The sequence below is a fragment of the Rhodanobacter fulvus Jip2 genome (assembly GCF_000264315.1).
GTDB classification, from domain to species: Bacteria; Pseudomonadota; Gammaproteobacteria; order Xanthomonadales; family Rhodanobacteraceae; genus Rhodanobacter; species Rhodanobacter fulvus.
Genome location: NZ_AJXU01000014.1, coordinates 58,454 through 79,019 on the forward strand (window position 1 = coordinate 58,454; position 20,566 = coordinate 79,019).

20 protein-coding genes, 1 other RNA gene and 1 pseudogene are annotated in these 20,566 nt (G+C 62.7%); 20 read left to right on the forward strand and 2 right to left on the reverse strand.

The features are described 5' to 3' along the window. Window positions 1-88: 88 nt before the first annotated feature. Window positions 89-455: RNase P RNA component class A (rnpB, locus tag UU9_RS17215), an RNA gene on the reverse strand. A gap of 86 nt (window positions 456-541) precedes the next feature. Then, a complete protein-coding gene (rsmI, locus tag UU9_RS02990; RefSeq protein ID WP_007080237.1) occupies window positions 542-1,384 on the reverse strand; it encodes a 16S rRNA (cytidine(1402)-2'-O)-methyltransferase in 843 nt (280 codons plus the stop codon). A gap of 84 nt (window positions 1,385-1,468) precedes the next feature. Between rsmI and UU9_RS02995 the strand changes: the two genes are divergently transcribed. The 20 genes and pseudogenes from UU9_RS02995 to UU9_RS03085 all read left to right on the forward strand — a co-directional run. Then, window positions 1,469-3,400 carry a penicillin-binding protein activator gene (locus UU9_RS02995; RefSeq protein WP_007080238.1) on the forward strand — a complete coding sequence of 644 codons (1,932 nt, stop codon included), beginning with the start codon at window positions 1,469-1,471 and terminating at the stop codon, window positions 3,398-3,400. Further along, window positions 3,400-3,756, forward strand: a complete 357-nt coding sequence (locus UU9_RS03000) for a YraN family protein (protein WP_007080239.1) — start codon at window positions 3,400-3,402, stop codon at window positions 3,754-3,756. Before UU9_RS02995 ends, UU9_RS03000 begins: the two co-directional genes overlap by 1 nt. A 423-nt stretch (window positions 3,757-4,179) precedes the next feature. Further along, window positions 4,180-4,674, forward strand: a complete 495-nt coding sequence (locus tag UU9_RS03005) for a hypothetical protein (RefSeq protein WP_050982364.1) — start codon at window positions 4,180-4,182, stop codon at window positions 4,672-4,674. Continuing rightward, window positions 4,674-5,549 (forward strand): VirB8 family type IV secretion system protein, encoded by an 876-nt coding sequence (locus UU9_RS03010; protein WP_007080241.1) that lies wholly within the window; start codon window positions 4,674-4,676, stop codon window positions 5,547-5,549. The genes UU9_RS03005 and UU9_RS03010 overlap by 1 nt, the downstream gene beginning before the upstream one ends. After that, entirely contained in the window at window positions 5,546-6,313 is a 768-nt protein-coding gene (locus tag UU9_RS03015) for a TrbG/VirB9 family P-type conjugative transfer protein (protein ID WP_007080242.1), read from the forward strand. The genes UU9_RS03010 and UU9_RS03015 overlap by 4 nt, the downstream gene beginning before the upstream one ends. A gap of 29 nt (window positions 6,314-6,342) precedes the next feature. Continuing rightward, the gene (locus tag UU9_RS03020; protein ID WP_007080243.1) at window positions 6,343-7,470 is read left to right on the forward strand and encodes a TrbI/VirB10 family protein; all 1,128 of its coding nucleotides are present in this window, start codon (window positions 6,343-6,345) and stop codon (window positions 7,468-7,470) included. 36 nt (window positions 7,471-7,506) lie between these two features. Beyond that, entirely contained in the window at window positions 7,507-8,538 is a 1,032-nt protein-coding gene (virB11, locus tag UU9_RS03025; protein WP_007080244.1) for a P-type DNA transfer ATPase VirB11, read from the forward strand. Further along, window positions 8,539-9,495, forward strand: a complete 957-nt coding sequence (locus UU9_RS17445; protein ID WP_007080245.1) for a lytic transglycosylase domain-containing protein — start codon at window positions 8,539-8,541, stop codon at window positions 9,493-9,495. Window positions 9,496-9,631: 136 nt separating this feature from the next. Continuing rightward, a complete protein-coding gene (locus UU9_RS03035; protein ID WP_007080246.1) occupies window positions 9,632-10,027 on the forward strand; it encodes a TrbC/VirB2 family protein in 396 nt (131 codons plus the stop codon). After that, entirely contained in the window at window positions 10,020-10,328 is a 309-nt protein-coding gene (locus tag UU9_RS03040) for a VirB3 family type IV secretion system protein (RefSeq protein WP_040670104.1), read from the forward strand. The genes UU9_RS03035 and UU9_RS03040 overlap by 8 nt, the downstream gene beginning before the upstream one ends. A 52-nt stretch (window positions 10,329-10,380) precedes the next feature. Then, a complete protein-coding gene (locus tag UU9_RS03045) occupies window positions 10,381-12,870 on the forward strand; it encodes a VirB4 family type IV secretion/conjugal transfer ATPase (protein ID WP_007080248.1) in 2,490 nt (829 codons plus the stop codon). 25 nt (window positions 12,871-12,895) lie between these two features. Next, a complete protein-coding gene (locus UU9_RS03050) occupies window positions 12,896-13,699 on the forward strand; it encodes a hypothetical protein (protein ID WP_007080249.1) in 804 nt (267 codons plus the stop codon). A gap of 67 nt (window positions 13,700-13,766) precedes the next feature. After that, on the forward strand, window positions 13,767-14,870 hold the full coding sequence (locus tag UU9_RS03055) for a TrbL/VirB6 family protein (protein ID WP_050982361.1): 1,104 nt from the start codon (window positions 13,767-13,769) through the stop codon (window positions 14,868-14,870). A 197-nt stretch (window positions 14,871-15,067) separates the two neighbouring features. Next, window positions 15,068-15,370 carry a DUF4189 domain-containing protein gene (locus UU9_RS18590; protein ID WP_425476834.1) on the forward strand — a complete coding sequence of 101 codons (303 nt, stop codon included), beginning with the start codon at window positions 15,068-15,070 and terminating at the stop codon, window positions 15,368-15,370. Between the two features lie 2 nt (window positions 15,371-15,372). Then, on the forward strand, window positions 15,373-16,131 hold the full coding sequence (locus tag UU9_RS17210) for a hypothetical protein (protein WP_156804159.1): 759 nt from the start codon (window positions 15,373-15,375) through the stop codon (window positions 16,129-16,131). Window positions 16,132-16,178: 47 nt separating this feature from the next. Further along, complete coding sequence (locus tag UU9_RS03065) at window positions 16,179-17,459, forward strand: peptidoglycan-binding domain-containing protein (protein ID WP_237710200.1); 1,281 nt, start codon at window positions 16,179-16,181, stop codon at window positions 17,457-17,459. A 163-nt stretch (window positions 17,460-17,622) separates the two neighbouring features. Then, window positions 17,623-17,958, forward strand: coding sequence for a hypothetical protein (locus UU9_RS03070; protein ID WP_007080254.1), 336 nt, complete (start codon window positions 17,623-17,625; stop codon window positions 17,956-17,958). Window positions 17,959-18,113: 155 nt separating this feature from the next. Further along, a complete protein-coding gene (locus tag UU9_RS03075) occupies window positions 18,114-19,484 on the forward strand; it encodes an FAD-binding oxidoreductase (protein WP_007080255.1) in 1,371 nt (456 codons plus the stop codon). A gap of 68 nt (window positions 19,485-19,552) precedes the next feature. Then, window positions 19,553-20,137: a uracil-DNA glycosylase family protein gene (locus UU9_RS03080; protein WP_007080256.1), complete on the forward strand. Its 585-nt coding sequence runs from the start codon at window positions 19,553-19,555 to the stop codon at window positions 20,135-20,137. 246 nt (window positions 20,138-20,383) lie between these two features. Then, a pseudogene (locus tag UU9_RS03085) lies at window positions 20,384-20,566 on the forward strand (hypothetical protein); the annotation flags it as partial.

Here is a 20,566-nt window from a genome sequence, read left to right on the forward strand (position 1 = left end):
TTCCCGGGGGATCGGGGATGAATCGGCGTTCACACAACAAGCCGCCGGCGCGTGAACCCACGCACCGGCGGCCTATCGGGTAAAAGAGAGGTGGAGTCGGCCTGTAAGCCGGGTTCTGTACGTCTTGCGACGCGACAGTCATTCCTCTCGGCCAGGCGTCGCCGCCTGGCTCCAGCAACCTACCCGGGAACAACGCGGGCCGCGTTATCGTTCCCCTATTTGGTCTTGCTCCGAGTGGGGTTTACCGTGCCGTACGACGTTGGCCCCGTACGCGGTGCGCTCTTACCGCACCCTTTCACCCTTACCACGCACATCCGAAGATGCCGTTCGGCGGTCTGCTCTCTGTTGCACTGGCCGTCAGCTCACGCTGCCCAGGAGTTACCTGGCACTCTGCCCTGTGGAGCCCGGACTTTCCTCGATGCGCTTGCGCGCGACGCGACTGTCCGGCCGACTCCAAGAGCCAGTGTAGCTGGCCGGGAGTAGGGAATGGGGAATGGGGAATAGGAAGAGCGGCGGCGCGGCTTTTCCGACTCCCTATTCCCTATTCCCCATTCCCTGACTCCTGGTACAGCAGCTTGCGCGGTGCACCGCTGATCGCCGCCGCCAATTTCGCCGCTTTCGCCGGCGGCAGTTCCTCGCGCAGGATGGCAAAAATGCGCCGTCCCTCGGCCAGCTTCGCGTCCGCTTCCTCGCCGCGACCGGCCACCACGATCACATGCTCGCCACGCTGCTGGTCGGGGTCGGTGGCGACGTGCGCGGCCAGTTCCGCCAGCGGCTCGCCCAGCACGGTCTCGAACATCTTGGTCAGTTCGCGCGCCAGCACCGCCTCGCGCTCGGCACCAAACACGTCGCGCATGTCGGCCAGGCTCTCGGCCACGCGATGCGACGATTCATAGAAGATGAGCGTGCGCGTCTCGCTCGCCAGTTCCTGCAAACGACTGCGCCGTGCGGCGGCTTTCGATGGCAGGAAACCCTCGAACACGAACCGGTCACTGGGCAGGCCCGCCACCGACAACGCCGCGATGGCCGCGCACGCACCCGGCACCGGAATGCAGCGGATGCCGGCCGCCCGCGCCGCGCGCACCAGCCTGAAACCGGGGTCGCTGATCAACGGTGTGCCTGCGTCGGAAATCAGCGCGACGGATTCTCCGCCCTGCATCCGCTGCACGATGGCATCCACCACCTCGCGCTCGTTGTGCTCATGCAAGGCCACCAGTGGCGTCGCCACATTGTGGTGTTGCAGCAGCGGCCGGCTGTGGCGGGTGTCTTCGGCCGCGATCACCGCCACCGCGCGCAAGGTCTCGATGGCGCGGGCGGACAAATCATCGCGATGGCCGATCGGGGTGGCCACCACCCACAGGCATGCGGGTTGAATTGCTGACATCGGGGAAGCTCCTGCGCCGTGGGTCGCGCGAATACGATCGGCTATGATCGCGCATTGCCGACCATGACGAACAAGGGACCTCCCATGCACCTCATGCGCCCGATTCGCGCCGCCGGATTCTGCCTGCTGGCGGCGCTGGCCTTGAGCGCCTGCGTACCCGGCAACGTGCAGCGCACGCCGGAGGAAACCGCCGCGGCACAAAGCGCCAATGCGCTGGCACAGCGCGGGCAGTTCGACCAGGCCGCACAGGCCTACCTCGCGCTGGCCGCGCAGTCACCGGGGCGCGCCGATGAGTATCGCCTGCTGGCCGCCGAAGCCTGGCGCCAGGACGGCCACATCACACAGGCCGCCCCCACCCTTGCGGCCATCAACCGGCGGCGTTTGCGCGGTGACGAACCGTTTCGCCTGGACCTGTTGCAGGCCGAACTGGCGCTGGAGCGCAACGATGCGGCAACCGCACTGCAGATCACCCTGCACCCGAGCATGGGCGCGCCCGATGCCTACCTGACGCGACTGCTGGAACTGCGCGCGCGTGCCATGGCCGCCAGCGGCGATCGCTGGGGCAGTGCGCGTACGCGGGTGGGGATGGATACGCGGCTGACCGGCCTCGACCAGAGCCAGAACCGCCAGCAGATCCTCGACCTGCTCACCCAACTCGGCGTGGGGCCGCTGCAGCGCCGCGCATCCGCGATGCAGCCGGGTAGCCGCATGCTGCCGTGGGTCAATGAGGCGCTGAGCCAGCTCGGCGTGGCCGTGGCCCGTCCGCAGCCGACCCTGCAACAACCGGTCGGCACCCTGTTGCCGGGGGCCGATGCCAACGTTCGCGAAGGCTACAAAGTCCCCGCGCACCTGGCCTTGCTGCTGCCCGCCAATGGCAACTACGCGGCAGCCAGCAGCGCGATCCGCCAGGGTTTCTTCGCGGCCTACCTCGACGCGGCGCGCAACCATGCGCCACGACCCAGCGTGCGGGTCTATGACAGCCTGGGCAGCCCCGACGGCGCCGTGAAAGCCTATCAACAGGCCGTCAGCGATGGCGCACAGCTGGTCGTGGGCCCACTGACACGCACCGAAGTGGCGGCCGTATTCGCCCAATCGCCGCTGCCGGTGCCGCTGCTGGCGCTGAACCACCCCGACGACAAACAGCTGCCCGCCGGCGATGTCAGCGAATTCGGCCTGCTGCCGGAAACCGAAGGCGCGCAAGCTGCCGACCACATGGTCGAACGTGGAATCCACCATGCCTACGTGCTGACCTCCGACGACGACTTTGCCCAGCGCGCGGCCAGCGCGTTCAAGGCCGAGCTGGAATCCCACGGCGGCGACGTGTCCGGCCGCACCACCCTGCCCGGCGGCTCGGTGACCTATACCGATGCCATCACCGGCCTCAAGATTCCCGGCGCCGGTACGCCAGCTACTCCTGTCGCCAACCCGACCACCACTGACGACACCACCATCACCACCCTGCCGGCGCCCGTCAGCGACACCGGCATCTTCATCAGCATGCGGCCCGCCCAGGCACGCCTGCTGGTGCCACAGTTGAAGATCGCCAACGTCACCCTGCCGATCTTCGCCACCTCGCACGTCTACGCCGGCGTGGACGACACCAGTGCCAACGGCGATCTGGACGGCGTGGAATTCTGCGACGCGCCGTGGCTGTTCGATGCCCAATCCGGCCTGCCTCGCCACGACGACGTGGCCAATCTGCTGCCCACCGCCCGCGGCGGCGCCGCGCGGCTGTTCGCGTTCGGCATGGATGCGTGGAACCTGGTGCCGTACCTCGACTGGTTGCGCCAGCACCCCGGCAGCTACCTGCCCGGTGCCAGCGGCCAGCTCACCGCCGACCAGTTCGGAAGGGTGCGGCGCGTGCTGATCTGGGCCAAGTTCCAGGGTGGCCTGGCCCGGCCGTTAGGCGGCAGCCTGCAGATGGACGAGGTACCGGTCACCGTGCCGCCCGTCAGTGACGCGCCCGCACCCGCCAGCAGCACCTCCACGCCCGCCAGCCAGCCCGCCAACTACTGATGCGCGCCGCCGGCGACGTCTTCGAGCAACGCGCCCGCGCCGAACTCGAACGCGCCGGTCTTGCCTGCCTCGCGGCGAACTACACCACCCGCCACGGCGAACTCGACCTGGTGATGCGCGAAAAGCAAACCATCGTCTTCGTCGAAGTGCGCTACCGCAAAAGCGCCACCCACGGCGACGCCGCCGCATCGGTCACGCCGACCAAGCAGGCCAAACTGATCCTCGCCGCGCAGCAATGGCTGGCCGCGCATCCGCAACACGCGAAGCTGGTGTGCCGATTCGACGTGGTGAGCTATGACGGCCCGGTCGGGGCGATATCGCAACAGTGGTTGCGCGGCGCGTTCGAAGCGGCCTGATCAACCCCTGCCGGCATCTGCCTGGCTTCCTCCCGCCCGCTCCGGGCCATCCCACCATGACGTCCCCTCGATAGCGACCGTAGGAATTGGACTACGTCCTTCGGCGCATTTCTATGACTGCCCCTACGCAAAACGCTTACTTGGCCGTCTAGACGTCTGTTCTATATTCACGACTCCAAAACCGGGGCACGTTCAGCGGCTTTGTCGCCGATACACACGACGAAGTTTCCGCCAACCAGGGGCCTGCACGAACGCGCCCGGACTCAACATGCAATTCGTGGCGCAGCTATGGACCGGCTGCCGCAACGCTGAATCGGATTCGGGAAGGCCTTTCTTCCCGGACAGGGGGATCGAATGGAATCGACGTGTGGGAGCTTGTCCTCCACCACCATCATGGCGAATCGGGACGTAACGACCGCTGGCATCGGCCGAGCCCGTCGCACTTCCCGTTCTTGCAACTTCATCTTCAGAAGCGGCCTGATCATCGTGGCTGGTGCCCTGGCCGCGTGCGGAACACCTCCCGCCAAGAACTTCGGTGGCCGCTGGAAACCCGTCAATCATTTTCAGGCGCAACCCACCGAAATCCCGCTGGTCGCGGACTACACCTACTACGCGGCGCCGATGGATGGAACGCTAAAGAGCATGCTGGTGCGTTGGGCAAACGACTCCGGGCGCGAGCTGTCCTATCAGCTTCCCTTTGACGTCACCCTCTACACGCCGGTATCGAGTATTCGCACCACCAGCATCGACAGTGCCGCGCAGCAGCTGACACAGATCTACGCCGCGCAACACGTGCATGTTTCCGCGACCGATCAAAAAATACTGGTACTCGCATCCGACGCCGCCAGCCGTGGCAGCCCTCATCCGAAGGTCGCTTCAACCGCGCCCACTCCGGCCGAACACGCGGGTACCAAGTGATGCCGAACAAGAAGCCTTCCTCCGGCCGGAAAGTCGACGAAGCGATTTCCAGGTCCGTCAATTTCGAGCTGACCCTTGCCGACATCGCCCGGCGCAGTGAACGACGTGCGTGGTACGTGGCGTTTGCCGCCATGGCGATGGCACTGATTCTTGCCGGCGGCTATTTCTACATGCTGCCGTTGAAGCAGAAAGTCCCTTATCTCGTCATGGCCGATGCCTATACCGGCACCGCCACCGTCGCCCGTCTTGATGGCGACTTCGCCATGCGCGGCATCACGACGCGCGAGGCCGTCAACCGCAGCAACGTCGCCCATTTCGTGCTGGCCAGGGAGTCCTACGACCAGGCGCTGGTGAACCTCCGCGACTGGAAAACCGTGCAGACGATGGCGTCCGGCGGCGTCAAGGCCGAATACATGGCGATGTTCTCGTCCACCAACCCGGACAGCTGGGTCAAACAATACGGGCCGTATCAATCCATCCGGATCAAGCTGCTCAGTATCCAGCTGGTGGGTGGCGGTCGCGGCAAGACACCCCGGGGCGCGACCGTGAGGTTCCAGCGCAGCCTTTTCAACAAATCAAGCGGGGCAACCCGAGCGCTGGACAACAAGATCGCCACCATCGAATTCACGTACAAGCAGAACCTCGAAATGGACGACCAGAACCGCATCGAGAACCCGCTGGGGTTCTGGGTTACCAGCTACCGCGTGGACGATGACTACGCCACCGCACCACCGGCGGAAATTGCCGGGCCGCCCATGACGCCAACGGCTGGCGCGCAAACCGACATCGCCCCTGCGGCGCCGGCAGCCACCGCCGCGCCCCTGTCCGGGTCGACGATGCCCACTGACTCCGCCACGGGAGCGGTACGCCAATGAAACGACCCGGCCTTTGGCGTCTTGGAGCCATCCTGTGCATCGCCGCCACCGTTGCGCCTTCAGCGGCAACGGCGCAGGTGTTGACGCGCTATCAATTCAAGCCAGACAGCATCTACCCGGTGAACACCGGCCTGGGCATCACCACCCAGATCGAGCTCAGCCCGAATGAAAAAGTGCTCGACTACAGCACGGGTTTCAGCGGTGGCTGGGATCTCACCCGCCGCGAAAACGTGTTCTATCTGAAACCCAGAAACGTGGATGTCGACACCAACATGATGGTGCGTACCGCCACGCACTCGTACATCTTCGAACTGAAGGTGGTGGCCACGGACTGGAAAACGCTGGCGCAGGCCCGTCGCGATGGCGTGCAGTACAAGATCGCCTTCAGCTACCCGGCCGATACCAGCTTCGCCCATCAGAAGAAAAAGCAGCTGCAGGCGACGGCGCAGAACAGCGCCCTGTTGCCCGACCGCAGCTACAACTTCAATTACGACTACGCCACCAAGAGCAAAGCGGCCCCATGGCTGATCCCCGCCAACGTTTATGACGATGGCCGCTTTACGTACATCCGGATGAGTGACCTGAAGGCCTTCCCCACCGGTGACTTCCCTGCCGTCTACATGCGCGAGCAGGAGAAGAGTGAGGACTCGCTGGTGAATACCACGGTGGAAGGCAACACCATCGTCGTCCACGGCACCTACAACTATCTCGTCATCCGCCACGGCAACGACGTGGTGGGCCTGCGCAGGAACACCAGAAAGTGAATACTCCCCCGTATCCCGACGGCGAGCGCATGGGCAACGACGCGGCGGCTCCAGCCAACCCCTACGCCAACCAGTACCAGCGCAGCGCCGAACCCGACCTGGACGCCAGCGCCCCCTCGCTGCAGAGCAGCGAACTGCGACAGATGAACCGTCGCGCACTGTTCCTGCTGGGCGCCGTGGTGCTGCTGCTGTTGTTCCTGGCGTACTGGATGGTCAGCGGCGTCGGCAGAAAGGATGAACGTGCCAAACCGCGCGAGGAAAAGGTGACGGTGGCGGACGCTCCCACATCGATGACCTTGCCGCCACTGCCTCCCGCCGCAGCGCCAGCGGCGCCAACACCGCAGCCGGCTCCTCAACCCATCCCACTGTTGCCGACATCGACTGCCATGTCGGCGAGGCCGATGCCGGCGGCGCCCAGTGGCCCCACCTTGTTGCAGCGGCGCATCGCCGCCAGCAACATCGATACCGGCAACCGGGAACCGTCCAATCCACTCGCGGCAGCGGGGATCGTCGGAAAGAAGCTGCCTGGCGATGCCGATTCAAAACCCACCAGCGCCCAATCGCTGCCGCACCCCGACACGCTGATGCAACGCGGAACCTACATCCGCTGCGTGCTGGAGACGCGCATCGTTTCGGATATCCCCGGCTTCAGCACCTGCCTGGTCACCGAGCCCGTCTACTCCTTCAACGGCCATACCCTGCTGCTGCCCAAGGGCTCGAAGTTGTTGGGCAGTTACAGCGGCGGCCCTACGGGCGACCGTGAAGCCGTGATCTGGGATCGCATCATCACGCCCACCGGCATCGACGTGAACATGTCCAGCCCGGGCATCGACAATCTCGGCGGCGCAGGTCTGCCCGGCCATTACGACGCCCACTGGGGCAAGCGCATCGGATCGGCCTTGCTGATCAGCCTGCTCAGCGATGCCTTCAAGTACGAAGCCGCCGAACACGGGCCGCGCAACACCACCATCAGCAATGGCCTGGTGACCCAGACGCCGTTCGAAAGCAACACCGCCCAGACCATCCAGAACCTGGCCAATCAGGCCGTTCGTGAAGCGGCCAACCGGCCGCCGACGGTCACCATCAACCAGGGCACGGTCATCTACGTCTACGTGACCAAGGACGTGGATTTCAGCGGCGTGGTCGCCCGCTCCTGACGCCATCGTCAATCAACGAATGACATAAAGCACGTAATGGAAGACGTCACCACCCACATCTCGCATGACTTTCTCGACTACCAGTACGAGGTGCTGGGCGTGCGCGAATACATGGCCTCCCCCGAGGTCACCGAGATCTGCATCAACCGCCCGGGCGAGCTCTATCTGGAAAGCCGCGGCAACTGGCAACGGGTGGAAGTACCCACGCTTACCTTCGAGCGGGCGCGGCAGTTCTGCACCGCGGTGATCAACGAAAGCAACACCGGCCAGCGCATCACCGACGTGGATCCGGTGGTGTCGCTGACCTTTCCCACCGGCCAGCGCGCCCAGTTCGTGATCCCGCCCGCCTGCGAAGCGGGCTTCGTCTCGATCACCATCCGGCTGCCGTCCAAACAGCTCAAGACGCTGCAGCAGTACGAAAGCGACGGCTTCTTCGACCAGATCGTGGAGGTGGGACACGGCCTCAGCGAACTGGACACCCGACTGCTGGAGCTTCGCGCCGCCCGCCGCTACGCGGACTTCTTTCGCCAGGCCGTGCTGGGCAAGAAAAACATCGTGGTTTCCGGCGCCACCGGCAGCGGCAAGACCACCTTCATGAAGTCACTGGTCAATCATATTCCCGCCGATGAGCGTCTGGTCACCATCGAGGACGCGCGCGAACTTTTCATCGATCAGCCCAACGTGGTGCACCTGCTCTATTCCAAGGGTGGGCAGAGCACCAGCAACGTCACCGCCAAGAGTTGCATGGAGGCGTGCCTGCGGATGAAGCCCGACCGCATCATCCTGGCGGAACTGCGCGGTGACGAGTCGTTCTACTTCATCCGCAACTGCGCCTCGGGCCACCCCGGCTCCATCACCAGTTGCCACGCCGGCAGCACCGAGCAGACCTGGGACCAACTCGCTCTGATGGTCAAGGCATCGGCCGAGGGCGCCGGACTGGAATTCAACACCATCAAGCGCCTGCTGATGATGACCATCGACATCGTGGTGCACATCAAGGCGCACGGCGGGCGTCGCTGCATCACCGGCATCGACTTCAATCCGCAGCGCACCCACGAGGAGCACTGAATGCTGCCCGGGATGGAAATGCTGGCCTGCCCCAACCTCGCTGTCTCACCCGAGATCATGCGGCACGTCGTGCATGTGGAATCCAGCGCCAATCCCTACGCCATCGGCGTGGTCGGCGGCCAACTGGAACGCCAGCCAAGGAACCTCTCCGAGGCGCTGGCTACCGCGCGGATGCTCGATGCCAAGGGCTACAACTTTTCGGTAGGACTGGCCCAGGTCAACCGGGCCAACCTGGAGCGCTATGGGCTCGGTTCGTATCGGGAAGCCTTCGGCACCTGCGCCAATCTTTCCGCTGGCGCGCGCATCCTGGCCGACTGCTACACCAGCGCACACGGCGACTGGCCCAAAGCCTTCAGTTGCTATTACTCGGGCAATTTCACCACGGGTTTCCGCGACGGCTACGTCCAGAAGATCTACGCATCGATCGACCGCCAGACCAGCAAGCCGGTAAACCCGACTGGCCCCTCACCGGCACCCATTGGAACCATTGCGCAACACACACCACCAGCGGCCACACCGGTGAATGTGGTGACAAGCCGCCATGTCGATCTCAAACCCGTCACCGTCTATGCCTCGCGCGGAGCCAACTATCGCGTGGCTCTCCGCAGTATGGCGATCGACGCCACCGCTGCAGCAACGGTGCCTACGACCGCGGCGATGGCCGGCGCCTCCTCACCAACGCGGACGCCAACATCAGATGGCAGCAGGGCTGCGTTGCTGGCATCCAGCCAGTCGAACGTGCCGGGAAAGCCAACTTTCCCTCAACAGCCGGGCGCGGCCGACAGCAGTTCACCCGATGACGCCGTGTTCGTGCCCGAGGTGCGCGGACCTGATGATTTGCCTGACATCTCCGCCCCCGCCCGAACCCAGATCGCGGCACAAACAGGGCGTGCCAAACCCGGCGTTGATCCCGCCAACCCACGCCAGGAGCAGCGCGATGCCGCTTTTGTCTTCTGACGGGGCCAGACCCAGTCCATCCCATCACATTCTTTCCAACCAGCGTGCACCTCGGTTCGCGTTGTCCTGGCCTCACGGCCGTCCAAGCGTCACGGGGCAACCCGGGACTTCAATCATCAAGAAAAGGAAAACTTAGATGGCCATCCAATCACCCAACGAAAGCATTCTCCACTCGCAGCGCACGCGTCTTTTCATGGTCATGTGCATCATGGCCCTTATCGTGATGCCCGGTCTGGCGCTTGCACAGGACGCAGGCGCAACCATCGATACAACCTGCAACTTCGCCTCGAACATCCAGAAAATCCTCAATGCGCTGTCCATCGTCGTCGTCACCATCGCAGTGATTTTTTCCGGCTATCAGATTGCCTTCGCGCACAAGCGCATTGGTGATGTCGCACCCGTCATGATCGGCGCCGTGCTGATCGGCGCCGCCGGACAGATTGCCAAGATGTTCCTGGGTACCAGCGCGGGAACTGACGCCTGCAAACCGACGGCGGACCTGCTCACGCACATCCTCACAAACTATGTATAAAAACCCGCTCTTTCGCGGCTGCACCCGCCCGCCGATGTTCATGGGCGTGCCTTACGTGCCCTTTTTCATGGGTGCGGGCGGGTGTTTTCTGCTGGCGGTCTACACCAACTTCTTCTATTTGCTGCTGCTGCCGGTGGTGATTTTCATCATGCGGCAAATGGCACGCCGCGACGAAATGATCTTCCGGTTGCTCGGCCTGCGTTTGCAATTTCGTACGCGGGTAAGAAACCTGGGCGACAACGACGGCATGTGGGTGTTCACACCCAACAACCATCGTGGCCAGGGCAAAGACAAAACGTAGTTCCCCAAGATGCCTTGATCGCAAGGTCGGGGCACCACCTCGGATCCGAACCATGGCCAAACCCAGCTTCACACCCGACACCCCCATCGCCGAATTCCTGCCATTGTCGACGCACGTCTCACCCACGGTGCTGAAGACGATCGGTGGGGATTTCCTGTTGGTGTGGCGCCTCGGCGGGCTGCCGTTCGTAGGGCGCGAAGAATGGGAGATCGAGCACCGCCACAACGGCTTCAACCGCCTCCTGCAGACATTGCGGGCGCCGGATTTCGTCAATGTGGCGTTCTGGGTGCACGACATACGCCGGCGTCGCCGCTTGAAGGATCACAGCCGTTTCAACCAGAGCTTCAACCAGCAGATGTCCGATGCCTATTACGAGGCCTTGTCGACGCAAAAGCTGATGCAGAACGAGTTGTACCTGACCATGCTGTACCGGCCGATCGTCAGCGGCAAACGCTTCGCGGAGAAATCCAGCGATATCGGACGCCTGGAGTCGCAGCAGCTCGACGCCGTAAACACCATGCTGGAACTGGCCGGCAACGTGGAAGCCGTGCTCAAGGACTACGCACCCTACCGCCTCGGCATGTACGAGGCGAGCAACGGCGTGGTGTTCTCCGAAGCGCTGGAACTCTACGGCTATCTGCTCAATCGCATCGACGAACCTGTACCGGTGCTCGATGCCCCTGTCTACAACTACCTGGCCGTGAGCAAACAACGCTTCTCCGCGAAAACAGGGGATTTCGTCATCACCACGCCGGAAGGCAGGAACCACTTCGGCGCCGTGCTCAACATCAAGGAATACACCGACAGCACCTACCCGGGCATCCTCAACGGGCTGAAGTACCTGGATTTCGAGTACGTCATCACCCACTCCTTCAGCCCCATGGGTCGACAGGACGCGCTCAAGGCGCTGGATCGCACCAAGGGCATGATGGTGTCCTCCGGCGACAAGGCCTTCAGCCAGATCGCCGAGCTGGACCACGCCATGGATCAGCTTGCCTCAGGCAACTTCGTGCTGGGCGAGTACCACTTTTCCATGGCGATCTACGCATCAAGCCAGGAAGCGCTTTCGCAGCAGATCGCAACCACTCGCGCGGAACTGTCCAACGCCGGTTTCGTCACGGTGAAGGAAGACCTGGCGGTCACCGCAGCGTTCTACGCGCAGTTTCCGGGCAACTGGAAATACCGCACCCGGCTGGCCAACGTCAGCTCGCTCAACTTCCTGGGTCTGTCGCCCCTGCACAACTTCGCCACGGGCAAGAAGGAAAACAATCCCTGGGGCGACTGCGTCACCACCCTGCAGACCACCAACGGTCAGGCCTATCACTTCAACTTCCACGCCACCCACCCGGCGGAGAATTCGCTGGGCGAAAAAGCCATCGCCAACACCATGGTCATCGGCAAGTCCGGTACCGGCAAAACCGCACTGATCAACTTTCTGCTCAGCCAGGTGCAGAAGCTCAAGCCGTCACCAACCATCTTCTTCTTCGACAAGGACCGCGGCGCGGAGATCTTCGTACGCGCCTGCGGCGGCAACTATCTTGCGCTGGAAAACGGCAAGCCCACCGGGTTCAACCCGTTCCAGTGCGAGCACACCGAAGCCAACGTGCAGTTCCTGGCCGAGCTGGTGAAGGTGATGGTGGGCAAGAGCGTCTACAGCTCGCGCGAGGAAGAGGACATCTTCCGCGCCGTCGAAAGCATCCTCGACACCCCGATGCATCTGCGCACCATGACCAACTTCCAGAAAAGCCTGCCCAACATGGGCGACGACGGCCTTTTCATCCGCATGCGCAAGTGGACCGCCGGCAATTCGCTGGGCTGGGTCTTCGACAACCCGGTCGACACCATCGACCTGGAAAAGGCCAACATCATCGGCTTCGACTACACCGAGCTGATCGACAACCCCGAAGCGCGCGTGCCCGTCATCAACTACCTGTTGCACAAGCTGGAAGCGCTCATCGACGGCCGCCCGCTCATCTACGTCATGGATGAGTTCTGGAAAATTCTCGATGGCAAGGGCGGCCTCAAGGACTTCGCCAAGAACAAGCAGAAGACCATCCGCAAGCAGAACGGCCTGGGCATCTTCGCCACGCAAAGCCCTGAGGACGCGCTCGCCAGCGACATCGCCGCCGCCCTGATCGAGCAGACCGCCACCATGATCCTGCTACCCAACCCCAACGCGAGTCGCGATGACTACGTGGGTGGGCTGAAGCTGACAGACGCCGAGTACCAGGTTGTCGTAAGTTTGGACGAGCGTTCGCGTTGCTTCCTGGTCAAGCAGGGCCACGCCAGCGCCGTCTGCCAACTCAACCTGCGCGGCATGGACGACGCCTTGGCCGTGATCTCAGCCTCCACCGACAACATAGAGATCATGCATGAGGTGCTGTCACAGCGGGCGGAGGCAGAAGGCGTGCCGGTCGATGCGCTTAGCCCGGAGCAGTGGCTCGGCGATTTCTACGAAAACCGCAAAGGCAGCGGTAAATCGAAGCCCACCTCGCCACCTGCTGCCAGTCCGGCCCGTGCAGCGTCCGGCCTGGCTTCGTGACGAGCAAACCACACGAGGGTACGTCATGACCAACTCGCCCATCCGACCGATCTTCGCGCGTGCCACGTTGCCGCGTGTACGCCAAACTGCCTTGGCGTTCCCACTGATCGCTGCAGTCTTCGCCAGCGGCGTTCAGGCCCAGGTCTTGGTTACCGATAGCGTAGCCATCTCCGCCGCGGAGGAAGGCTTCAAGTCGCAGCTGGCGCAATCGGTAGAGCAATACATCAAGCAGGGCATGCAGTACGCGAAGCAGATCGAGCAATTTCGGCAGCAGATACTGCAATACGAGCAAATACTGACGTCCATACAGAGCTTGGTCACAGGCGGTATTACGCTTACCTCCGAAAAGCTCACACCGATCAACGATGCCAGCAACCTCATTCAGCAATCCTGCCCGGGTGCCAGCAGCAGTGGCCTACTGGGGAGCATGAAGTCCCTCGTCACGTCCTCTTTCGACAATTCCATTACCAAGAATCAGCAGACCATCTGTGTACAGATTGTTCTGGTGAAAATCGACAAGTACAACAAGACCGTGAAAATGGTCAACGATACCCAACAGTTTGGCCAAGAATTGCAGCAAATCACGAGCACATTGAAAAAAATGACCACACAGGGTGATTCGGACAGAGTCACCGCCAATACCGCTGCGCACAGCGAGCAACTCGCCTGGGAAATGCAGGACTGGCAAAGTCAGATGAAGAAGGACGATGCCATTATCTCAACGCTGGAGCAACAACAAGGCATTCTGGCCAAAATCGCCTTGAACGGCCATCACACCATCCTGGGCAACGTAGTGCAGGCCGCCGCATTCGCCAAGGCGTTCGATTGACGCAAACAGTGGCCTGACAGTGGGCCATGGCAACACAGCATCTCAACCTGGCCGGGGCCGCGTGCACATGATTTATTTCGTCCTTATCTACAATTGGCTACATGACAAGATCGACAGTTTCGGAGCCAATCTTATGGGCGCCGTGACCAGTTGGATGACAGCCCTCGCCCTGATCCTGGTCACCATCTGGATCATGATCCAAGGTTATCGCCTGATCACCGGCCAGTCGCGCGAGTCGATGATGGGTCTGGCGACCAACATGGTACGGGTGGTGGTGATCGTCGCCATCGCCACCACCGTCGGTGCCGCGGGCCACAATCTGCACACCCTCGTCACCACCGAGCTGAGCACCGACATCAATCAATTGTTCACCGGCGACGACACCACGCTGGCACAGACCATCGACAAGAACCTCGCCTACACCCAACTGGCCATGGCGGCCATCGACACCGTACAGATACCGCCAGGCGATACCGAAAGCGCTTCAAGCAAGGCCCGCGCACAGGCCTTTGCCACCTTTGGCACCGCCAGTCCGCCCATGGCCGCTGCCGCCATGCTGCTGCTCTACGAAATCACCCTCGCCCTGGTGATCGGCTTGGCGCCGCTGTTCATCATGTGCCTGATTTTCGAGCAGACCAAGGGCCTGTTCCAGAAATGGCTGCTCTACGGCATCGGCACACTGTTCTCGATGGGTGTGCTTGCTTTCATCAGCTCGCTAGTACTGCAGCTCACGCTGAACGTCGCCAAGGCACTCTGGGCCGCCGGCATCATCAACGGCATTACCGGCCTCGGTGCCGAGGGCTTCACCAACCAATCCATGCAGCAAGGCGGCATCGGCCTGCTGATGACCGTACTGATCGTCTCCTCGCCTCCGCTGGCAGCCATGTTTTTCCAAGGGACCATCGGACAGTTCTACTTCAACTCGGCATTTGGACACGGTGGCGCACGGCAGGGAGCCAATGGGCAACTGCAATCGCCCGGGGCTTATAACGGCGGATATGGGCCGTCGCACGCAAGCCATGCAGCCACAGGTCAGCACGTTAGTGGCCTTAACTCACCAAGCTCTACTTCTCCCGGCATTCCTCGTTTGGGCGGCGTCGGTTACTCAACCGCTTCCGACACGATGAAGCAAGGCGGCGGCTTGGCCAACCCAGCGGCATCAAGGGGATAACCATGAAAGCGCTTTGTCTCTTTGTGCTTTTACTAGCCACAACCACCATACATGCCCAAGCCGCTTGCCCTCCAGGCACTATCCCATACGGCGCCGGCAACGATCCCAGTGCCTGTGGGCCGGACGACAGCCAACAACCACAAGAACCTCAAACTCCGCGGCTGCCGCGGCAAATTTGGGTGGATCGTTGGGGGGCTATGGCGACTAATGAACCAGGCGATGTTCTGGGCGTAGCTACCAATATGCAGAGTGAAAGCGAGGCCAAACGATCAGCCATATTAGATTGCCAAACCAAGGGAAGGGAGCCCAGTTGTACATCTCTGGTTTCATACAGGAATGGTTGTGCTGTCCTCCTTGTGGGCGACAAGTTCTTCAATGCCTCATCAGCAGCAACCATTGAAGAAGCCACGCAATCTGGTATGAAGGTTTGTTCCGCTAATGGGAATGCCAATTGCCACGTCTATTACTCCGCTTGCAGCCTTCCGGTACGAATTCAATAACCATGCCTACCGTTAAGATCCCCCTCAATCGCATTGCCATCTCGCTGGCCTTCGGCACCTTGCTTTGCGCCTGCAACGCATCGGGGCGCGACTCGGTGACAGCTAGCGCACAAATGAACCCTGCTCCAGTCGCTTCCACCGCACCCAAAGATGCCACCTCGCCGAAGAACGCCATGTCACCACTGAGCCAGTTGTTGCTCATCCTTGCCGGCGAAACAACGTCTTGGGACACCTTCGACCATGTTCCCGGCGTGCAGTGGCACGACGTCATGCCAAGGGCCAACCCAGAAGCGCCCACGCCAGATCTCGCCTACGACCGCAGCGGCACGCTTATGCTCAACGGTTTCGGTATGGTGGACGTGCCAGACGGCCATCAAGGCGCGGAAGCCGGCACCAGGCAAGACAATGAAGGCCATGCAGGCGTGACTCTTGGTGGCGATGCCAAGTCGGTGCAATCCCTCGCCCTGCTCAAGTTCTACCCCAGCAAGAACTATCAGGTCATTCTGCAAAAGCAGTTCGACGGCGGCGTTTCGATTCGACCGATAGCTGATGCCTGTGCGCTCGACTACGGCACCACCGCCGCCAACACACAAGACAATGCCTTCTACCAGATCACCCTTGCCTCGGCTTCCCGTCCGCTCTACGTGGAAGCCGCGATCGACGATGGCGCGGAAAACCACGGCCCGGGCTCGACCACGTTCGTGTTTTACCGCAGCGAACCAACACAGCGCATCGCAGCGATGCATTGCAAGGAGCATTGACCTAATAGCACCGCACCCCTTTCGTCATATCAAGGAGGACACGCATCATGGCTGATAGACGAGATAACGCAGTGGCTACTGCGAGCGCATACCATCAGGGCAACATCGCCGGCTTGGACGACGCAATGACCCGCCGCTTGATTGCTTCCACGGTGATGACCGAAAGCAACGGTGGCGATCTGGCAATTACCAACCGGCAGGGCTACGTCGGCCGCTACCAAGCGGGTGCAGGCTGGCTATCCGACGCTGGCTACATCGACAAGCACAAGCTTGCCGAGGCCATGCAGGGTCAGCGAAACGAATGGGCTTGGGCTGTCTCGGGCGGCATGACCCGGTTTCTGGAAGACCCTTCCAATTGGAATAATGGTCTGAGCCTGGAGAAGTACAAGGCTTCTCCCGACCTGCAAGATCGGGCGTTCAAGATCAATAGCGACCATGCCTACCATCAAGCCGTCGGAAACGGCGTGTTGAAGGAAGGCGATGATCCGGCCAAGGTGGCCGGCTTCCTTAAAGCACGCCACATCGCGGGCTATGGCGGTGCCATCGCGGCCGTGACCGGCAGTCGTGTGATCCGCGACAGCAACGGCACCAGCAACTACGACTACATGCACGACATCACCCGCAACCGTGACGGGCTGGATCAACGCATGGCTCGGACGCTCCACACGCAAAGTCAAACCGGGTCGGCGTATTCCTGCGTCGCTCGCAACGTGCTCGAAGAAGGCGCCCGGGGCTCGGCCGTCGCCACCCTGCAAGCTGAACTCTCGCAGCTCGGCTACAGCGGCGATCGCGGCCACCCGCTCACAGCAGACGGCGAGTTCGGTATCCGTACCCGCCACGCTGTAGAACGCTTCCAGCACGACCACCATCTGACCGTAGACGGCAAAGTCGGGCCACTGACCCGGGAGGCTATGCACTCCGCTCTGCAACAGAGCGCCTCGCCTCTCTCCCTCACGGATGTGCACCACCCCGGCCATGCGTTGTTCGCACAGGCGTTAGCCGGCGTACGCGCCCTTGATGCACGCGGTCAGCCGACCGAGCAGCAGCGCCTCAATCTTGCCGCCGCAATGGTTGTCGAAGCCAGGCACCAGGGTTTGACACGCATCGACCAGGTTGCTCTTGGCAACGACGGTAGCCGTGTCTACATCGCTCAGCGTCCAACGTCGTTTATGGAGCAGACGAAGATCGGTTCCGTGGATACGGTAGCGGCTTTGCAAACACCAGTGGCGAGAAGCTCTGAGCTTGCAGCTTCCCCCCGATCGTCGTCAGCCGCGTCGCCGGCTCCCATCATTCAACCGCCGGCACCGACTCAAACCATGGTCGTGTGATAAGCGCGTTTTGGTTCCGACTCGCTCGCCATGCACGGCTATCGCGTCATCAGCGGCCAGTTGTGCGAACCGTTCATGGATGTACCGATCCACAGATCCCCGCATCGCCGCCAGCGCCACCACCCGCGCTTCACGCAGTGACGAAACCTCACATGGAGCCACCATGAAACTACGTACCCTCTGCCCCATCCTTGCCTTTGGTATGGTCGCCAACGCCAACCCGACCCATGCCCAGGCTTTTGATCCGTGTAGCGTTTACCTTTGCATGGCAGGCATCTCCGGCGCAGGCACGACCGGCGGCCCGGCTTGCACTGCGCCCATTGCTTTCTGGCACACCACTGCGCCTGCCGGCCTCGCCGTTTACGACGAAGAAGGCTTCGACGCACCAGCAAGCCTCGCCGCGCGCCAGACCTACCTGATGACCTGCCCCGGCGCTCAGGTGTCAAGCAACGCAGGCATCCTCAGCGCCATCATCGCCGAGTGGGGTAGTGTTCCTTGAGAGGAGAGCCGAGCCAGCGAGCCTGAATCCTCTCGATCTGACGCCAGTAGAGACTCTCCTTGGCTACTGGTCTGGAGTTTCTGCAACGGTTGATGCGCTGGCTAAACCGGAAATCCGCCAAAGCTGCAGGAAGGGTTCGGCGTTAAACTTGGCCGATGCCGCTCCCGCCCGCACTGCTCACCACCCTCCACTCGACCTTCCCCGCCGACGCGCTCGCCATCGGCGAAGCCGAGCGCATCGCCTATTCCTATGACAACTCCCGCCGGCATGCCTTGCCGGATGCGGTGGTGTTTCCGACGGAGCATGCGCAGGTTGAGGCGTTGGTGCGGGCTTGCCGCGCACATGGCGTACCGGTGATCGCGCGGGGTCGCGGCACCAACACCACCGGGGCCACGGTGCCGGTGGCCGGCGGTGTGGTGGTGAGTTTCGAGCGGATGAACCGGATTGTGCGGATTGATCCGGACAACCGACTGGCGGTGGTGGAGCCGGGGGTGCTGAACGCGGACTTGCAGAAGGCGCTGGCGCCGCACGGTTTCTTCTGGCCGCCGGATCCCAGTTCGGCGCCGTGGTGCAGTGTGGGTGGCAACCTGGCCTGCAACTCGGCGGGGCCGCGCGCGGTGAAGTACGGCACACCACGCGAGAACACGCTGGGCTTGCGCGCGGTGGCGGGTAGTGGCGAAGGTTTTCGTTGCGGCACGTACACCAGCAAGGGCGCGACGGGTTACGACCTGACCCGGTTGTTGATCGGCTCGGAGGGCACGCTGGCGCTGATCACCGAGGCCACGTTGAAGCTCACCCCGAAGCCTTCCGCGGTGCGCACCTTGCGCGCCACCTATCGCGACGTAGGCAGCGCGGCGCGGGCCGTGGCGCGGATCATGGCGCAGCCGGTGACGCCGTGCGCGCTGGAGTTCATCGACGACGTGGCGTTGAAGCTGGCGCATGCGCACGGCGGCGACAGTGTGCCGCTGGCCGGCGCGATGCTGATGATCGAGGTGGATGGCGAACCGGCCACGCTGGACAGCGCCGTCGGTGCGGTGGCTGCTGCCGCGCGTGGCGATGGGTTGGAGGAGTTGCGGGTGGCGCAGAGCGCCGACGAGACGCGTGCGCTGTGGGCCGCACGCAAGGCGCTGTCGCCGGCGCAGCGCACGATCTCGCCCAACAAGATCAACGAGGATGTGGTGGTGCCGGTCAGCCACCTGCCCGCGCTGGTCGATGGAATCAAGCGGTTTGCAGCAAAGCACGATGTACTGATCGTGACGTTTGGCCACGCCGGCAACGGCAACCTGCACGTGAACCTGTTGCCGCGTGACGATGCCGAGCGCAAGCGCGCGCATGCCTGCCTGGCCGAGGTGTTTGCGCTGGTGATCGAGCTGGAGGGCACGCTGTCGGGCGAGCACGGCATCGGCCTGGCGAAGCGCGAGTTCATGCCGCTGGCGGTACCGGCCAGCACGCTGGAACTGATGCGCAACGTCAAGGCGGCGTTTGATCCCGATGGCATCCTCAACCCGGGCAAGTTGTTGCCGTGATGGCGCGGAGTCGGGAATTGGGAATCGGGAACGGGAAGAGCGCGGGGTCCACACGGGCATCGCGCGCGATGGATACCTTGTTGGCGGAAATCCGCGCCTGCCAGATCTGCGCCGCGCACCTGCCGCTCGGTCCGCGGCCGGTATTGCAGGCCTCGGCCACGGCGCGTTTGCTGATCGTGAGCCAGGCACCGGGACGCAAGGTGCATATGAGCGGCGTGCCGTTCGACGATGTCAGTGGCGACCGCCTGCGCGAATGGATGCAGATCGATCGCGACACGTTTTACGACGCCAGCCGTGTGGCGATCGTGCCGATGGGTTTCTGTTTTCCCGGCAGTGCGCATGGCGGCGATCTGCCGCCACGGCCGGAGTGTGCGCCCACCTGGCATCCGCGATTGCTGCCGTTGCTCAGCCAGGTGGAGTTGACCCTGGTGATCGGTCAGTACGCGCAGATGGGGATGCTCGGCGTACCGCGCGGCACCCGGCTCACCGACACTGTGCAGCGCTGGCGCGACTACCTGCCCAGTGGGCGCTTGCCGCTGCCGCACCCCAGCCCGCGCAACCGGCCCTGGGTGATGCACAACCTGTGGTTCGAGGCGGAGCTGCTGCCGGTGTTGCGGCAGCGCGTGGCCGCCGCGTTGACGGCACCACGCTGAAGCGGGCCTTGCGTCACTCCAATAGCTCGTCATCCCAACAGGAGCTGGAGAAGCTTTACAACAGCCGAAGGCTGGTCATCCAGTACCTCTGCTTTTCAAAGGCTTGAAGTCACTGGATGCCGGCTTGCGCGGGCATGACGGCGTTTCGATATCCCTGCAACGGCACCACTGCGCTGCAGCGTGCCTTGCCGGTTTCGGGCCGCTTCTCTAACCTCCAAAATTTTATGGCCGTGCGCCGGATATCAGATGAGCATCAAGCTGCGCCTCGTGGCCATGAACTTCCTGCAGTTTTTCGTGTGGGGGGCGTGGCTGATCACCATCGGCGCCTATTGGTTCCAGTACCGCCACTGGTCGGGCGCGCAGTTCGGCGCGATCTTTTCCACCATGGGTATCGCGGCGCTGTTCATGCGACGTCCCCCCGATTTTGAG

Bases quoted from the DNA above. Each gene is read 5' to 3' on its own strand.
- rsmI (WP_007080237.1), bottom strand. From the start codon at position 1,384: ATGTCAGCAATTCAACCCGCATGCCTGTGGGTGGTGGCCACCCCGATC.
- UU9_RS02995 (WP_007080238.1), top strand. From the start codon at position 1,469: ATGCACCTCATGCGCCCGATTCGCGCCGCCGGATTCTGCCTGCTGGCG.
- UU9_RS03000 (WP_007080239.1), top strand. From the start codon at position 3,400: ATGCGCGCCGCCGGCGACGTCTTCGAGCAACGCGCCCGCGCCGAACTC.
- UU9_RS03010 (WP_007080241.1), top strand. From the start codon at position 4,674: ATGCCGAACAAGAAGCCTTCCTCCGGCCGGAAAGTCGACGAAGCGATT.
- UU9_RS03015 (WP_007080242.1), top strand. From the start codon at position 5,546: ATGAAACGACCCGGCCTTTGGCGTCTTGGAGCCATCCTGTGCATCGCC.
- UU9_RS03020 (WP_007080243.1), top strand. From the start codon at position 6,343: ATGGGCAACGACGCGGCGGCTCCAGCCAACCCCTACGCCAACCAGTAC.
- virB11 (WP_007080244.1), top strand. From the start codon at position 7,507: ATGGAAGACGTCACCACCCACATCTCGCATGACTTTCTCGACTACCAG.
- UU9_RS17445 (WP_007080245.1), top strand. From the start codon at position 8,539: ATGCTGCCCGGGATGGAAATGCTGGCCTGCCCCAACCTCGCTGTCTCA.
- UU9_RS03035 (WP_007080246.1), top strand. From the start codon at position 9,632: ATGGCCATCCAATCACCCAACGAAAGCATTCTCCACTCGCAGCGCACG.
- UU9_RS03040 (WP_040670104.1), top strand. From the start codon at position 10,020: ATGTATAAAAACCCGCTCTTTCGCGGCTGCACCCGCCCGCCGATGTTC.
- UU9_RS03045 (WP_007080248.1), top strand. From the start codon at position 10,381: ATGGCCAAACCCAGCTTCACACCCGACACCCCCATCGCCGAATTCCTG.
- UU9_RS03050 (WP_007080249.1), top strand. From the start codon at position 12,896: ATGACCAACTCGCCCATCCGACCGATCTTCGCGCGTGCCACGTTGCCG.
- UU9_RS03055 (WP_050982361.1), top strand. From the start codon at position 13,767: ATGATTTATTTCGTCCTTATCTACAATTGGCTACATGACAAGATCGAC.
- UU9_RS18590 (WP_425476834.1), top strand. From the start codon at position 15,068: ATGGCGACTAATGAACCAGGCGATGTTCTGGGCGTAGCTACCAATATG.
- UU9_RS17210 (WP_156804159.1), top strand. From the start codon at position 15,373: ATGCCTACCGTTAAGATCCCCCTCAATCGCATTGCCATCTCGCTGGCC.
- UU9_RS03065 (WP_237710200.1), top strand. From the start codon at position 16,179: ATGGCTGATAGACGAGATAACGCAGTGGCTACTGCGAGCGCATACCAT.
- UU9_RS03070 (WP_007080254.1), top strand. From the start codon at position 17,623: ATGAAACTACGTACCCTCTGCCCCATCCTTGCCTTTGGTATGGTCGCC.
- UU9_RS03075 (WP_007080255.1), top strand. From the start codon at position 18,114: ATGCCGCTCCCGCCCGCACTGCTCACCACCCTCCACTCGACCTTCCCC.
- UU9_RS03080 (WP_007080256.1), top strand. From the start codon at position 19,553: ATGGATACCTTGTTGGCGGAAATCCGCGCCTGCCAGATCTGCGCCGCG.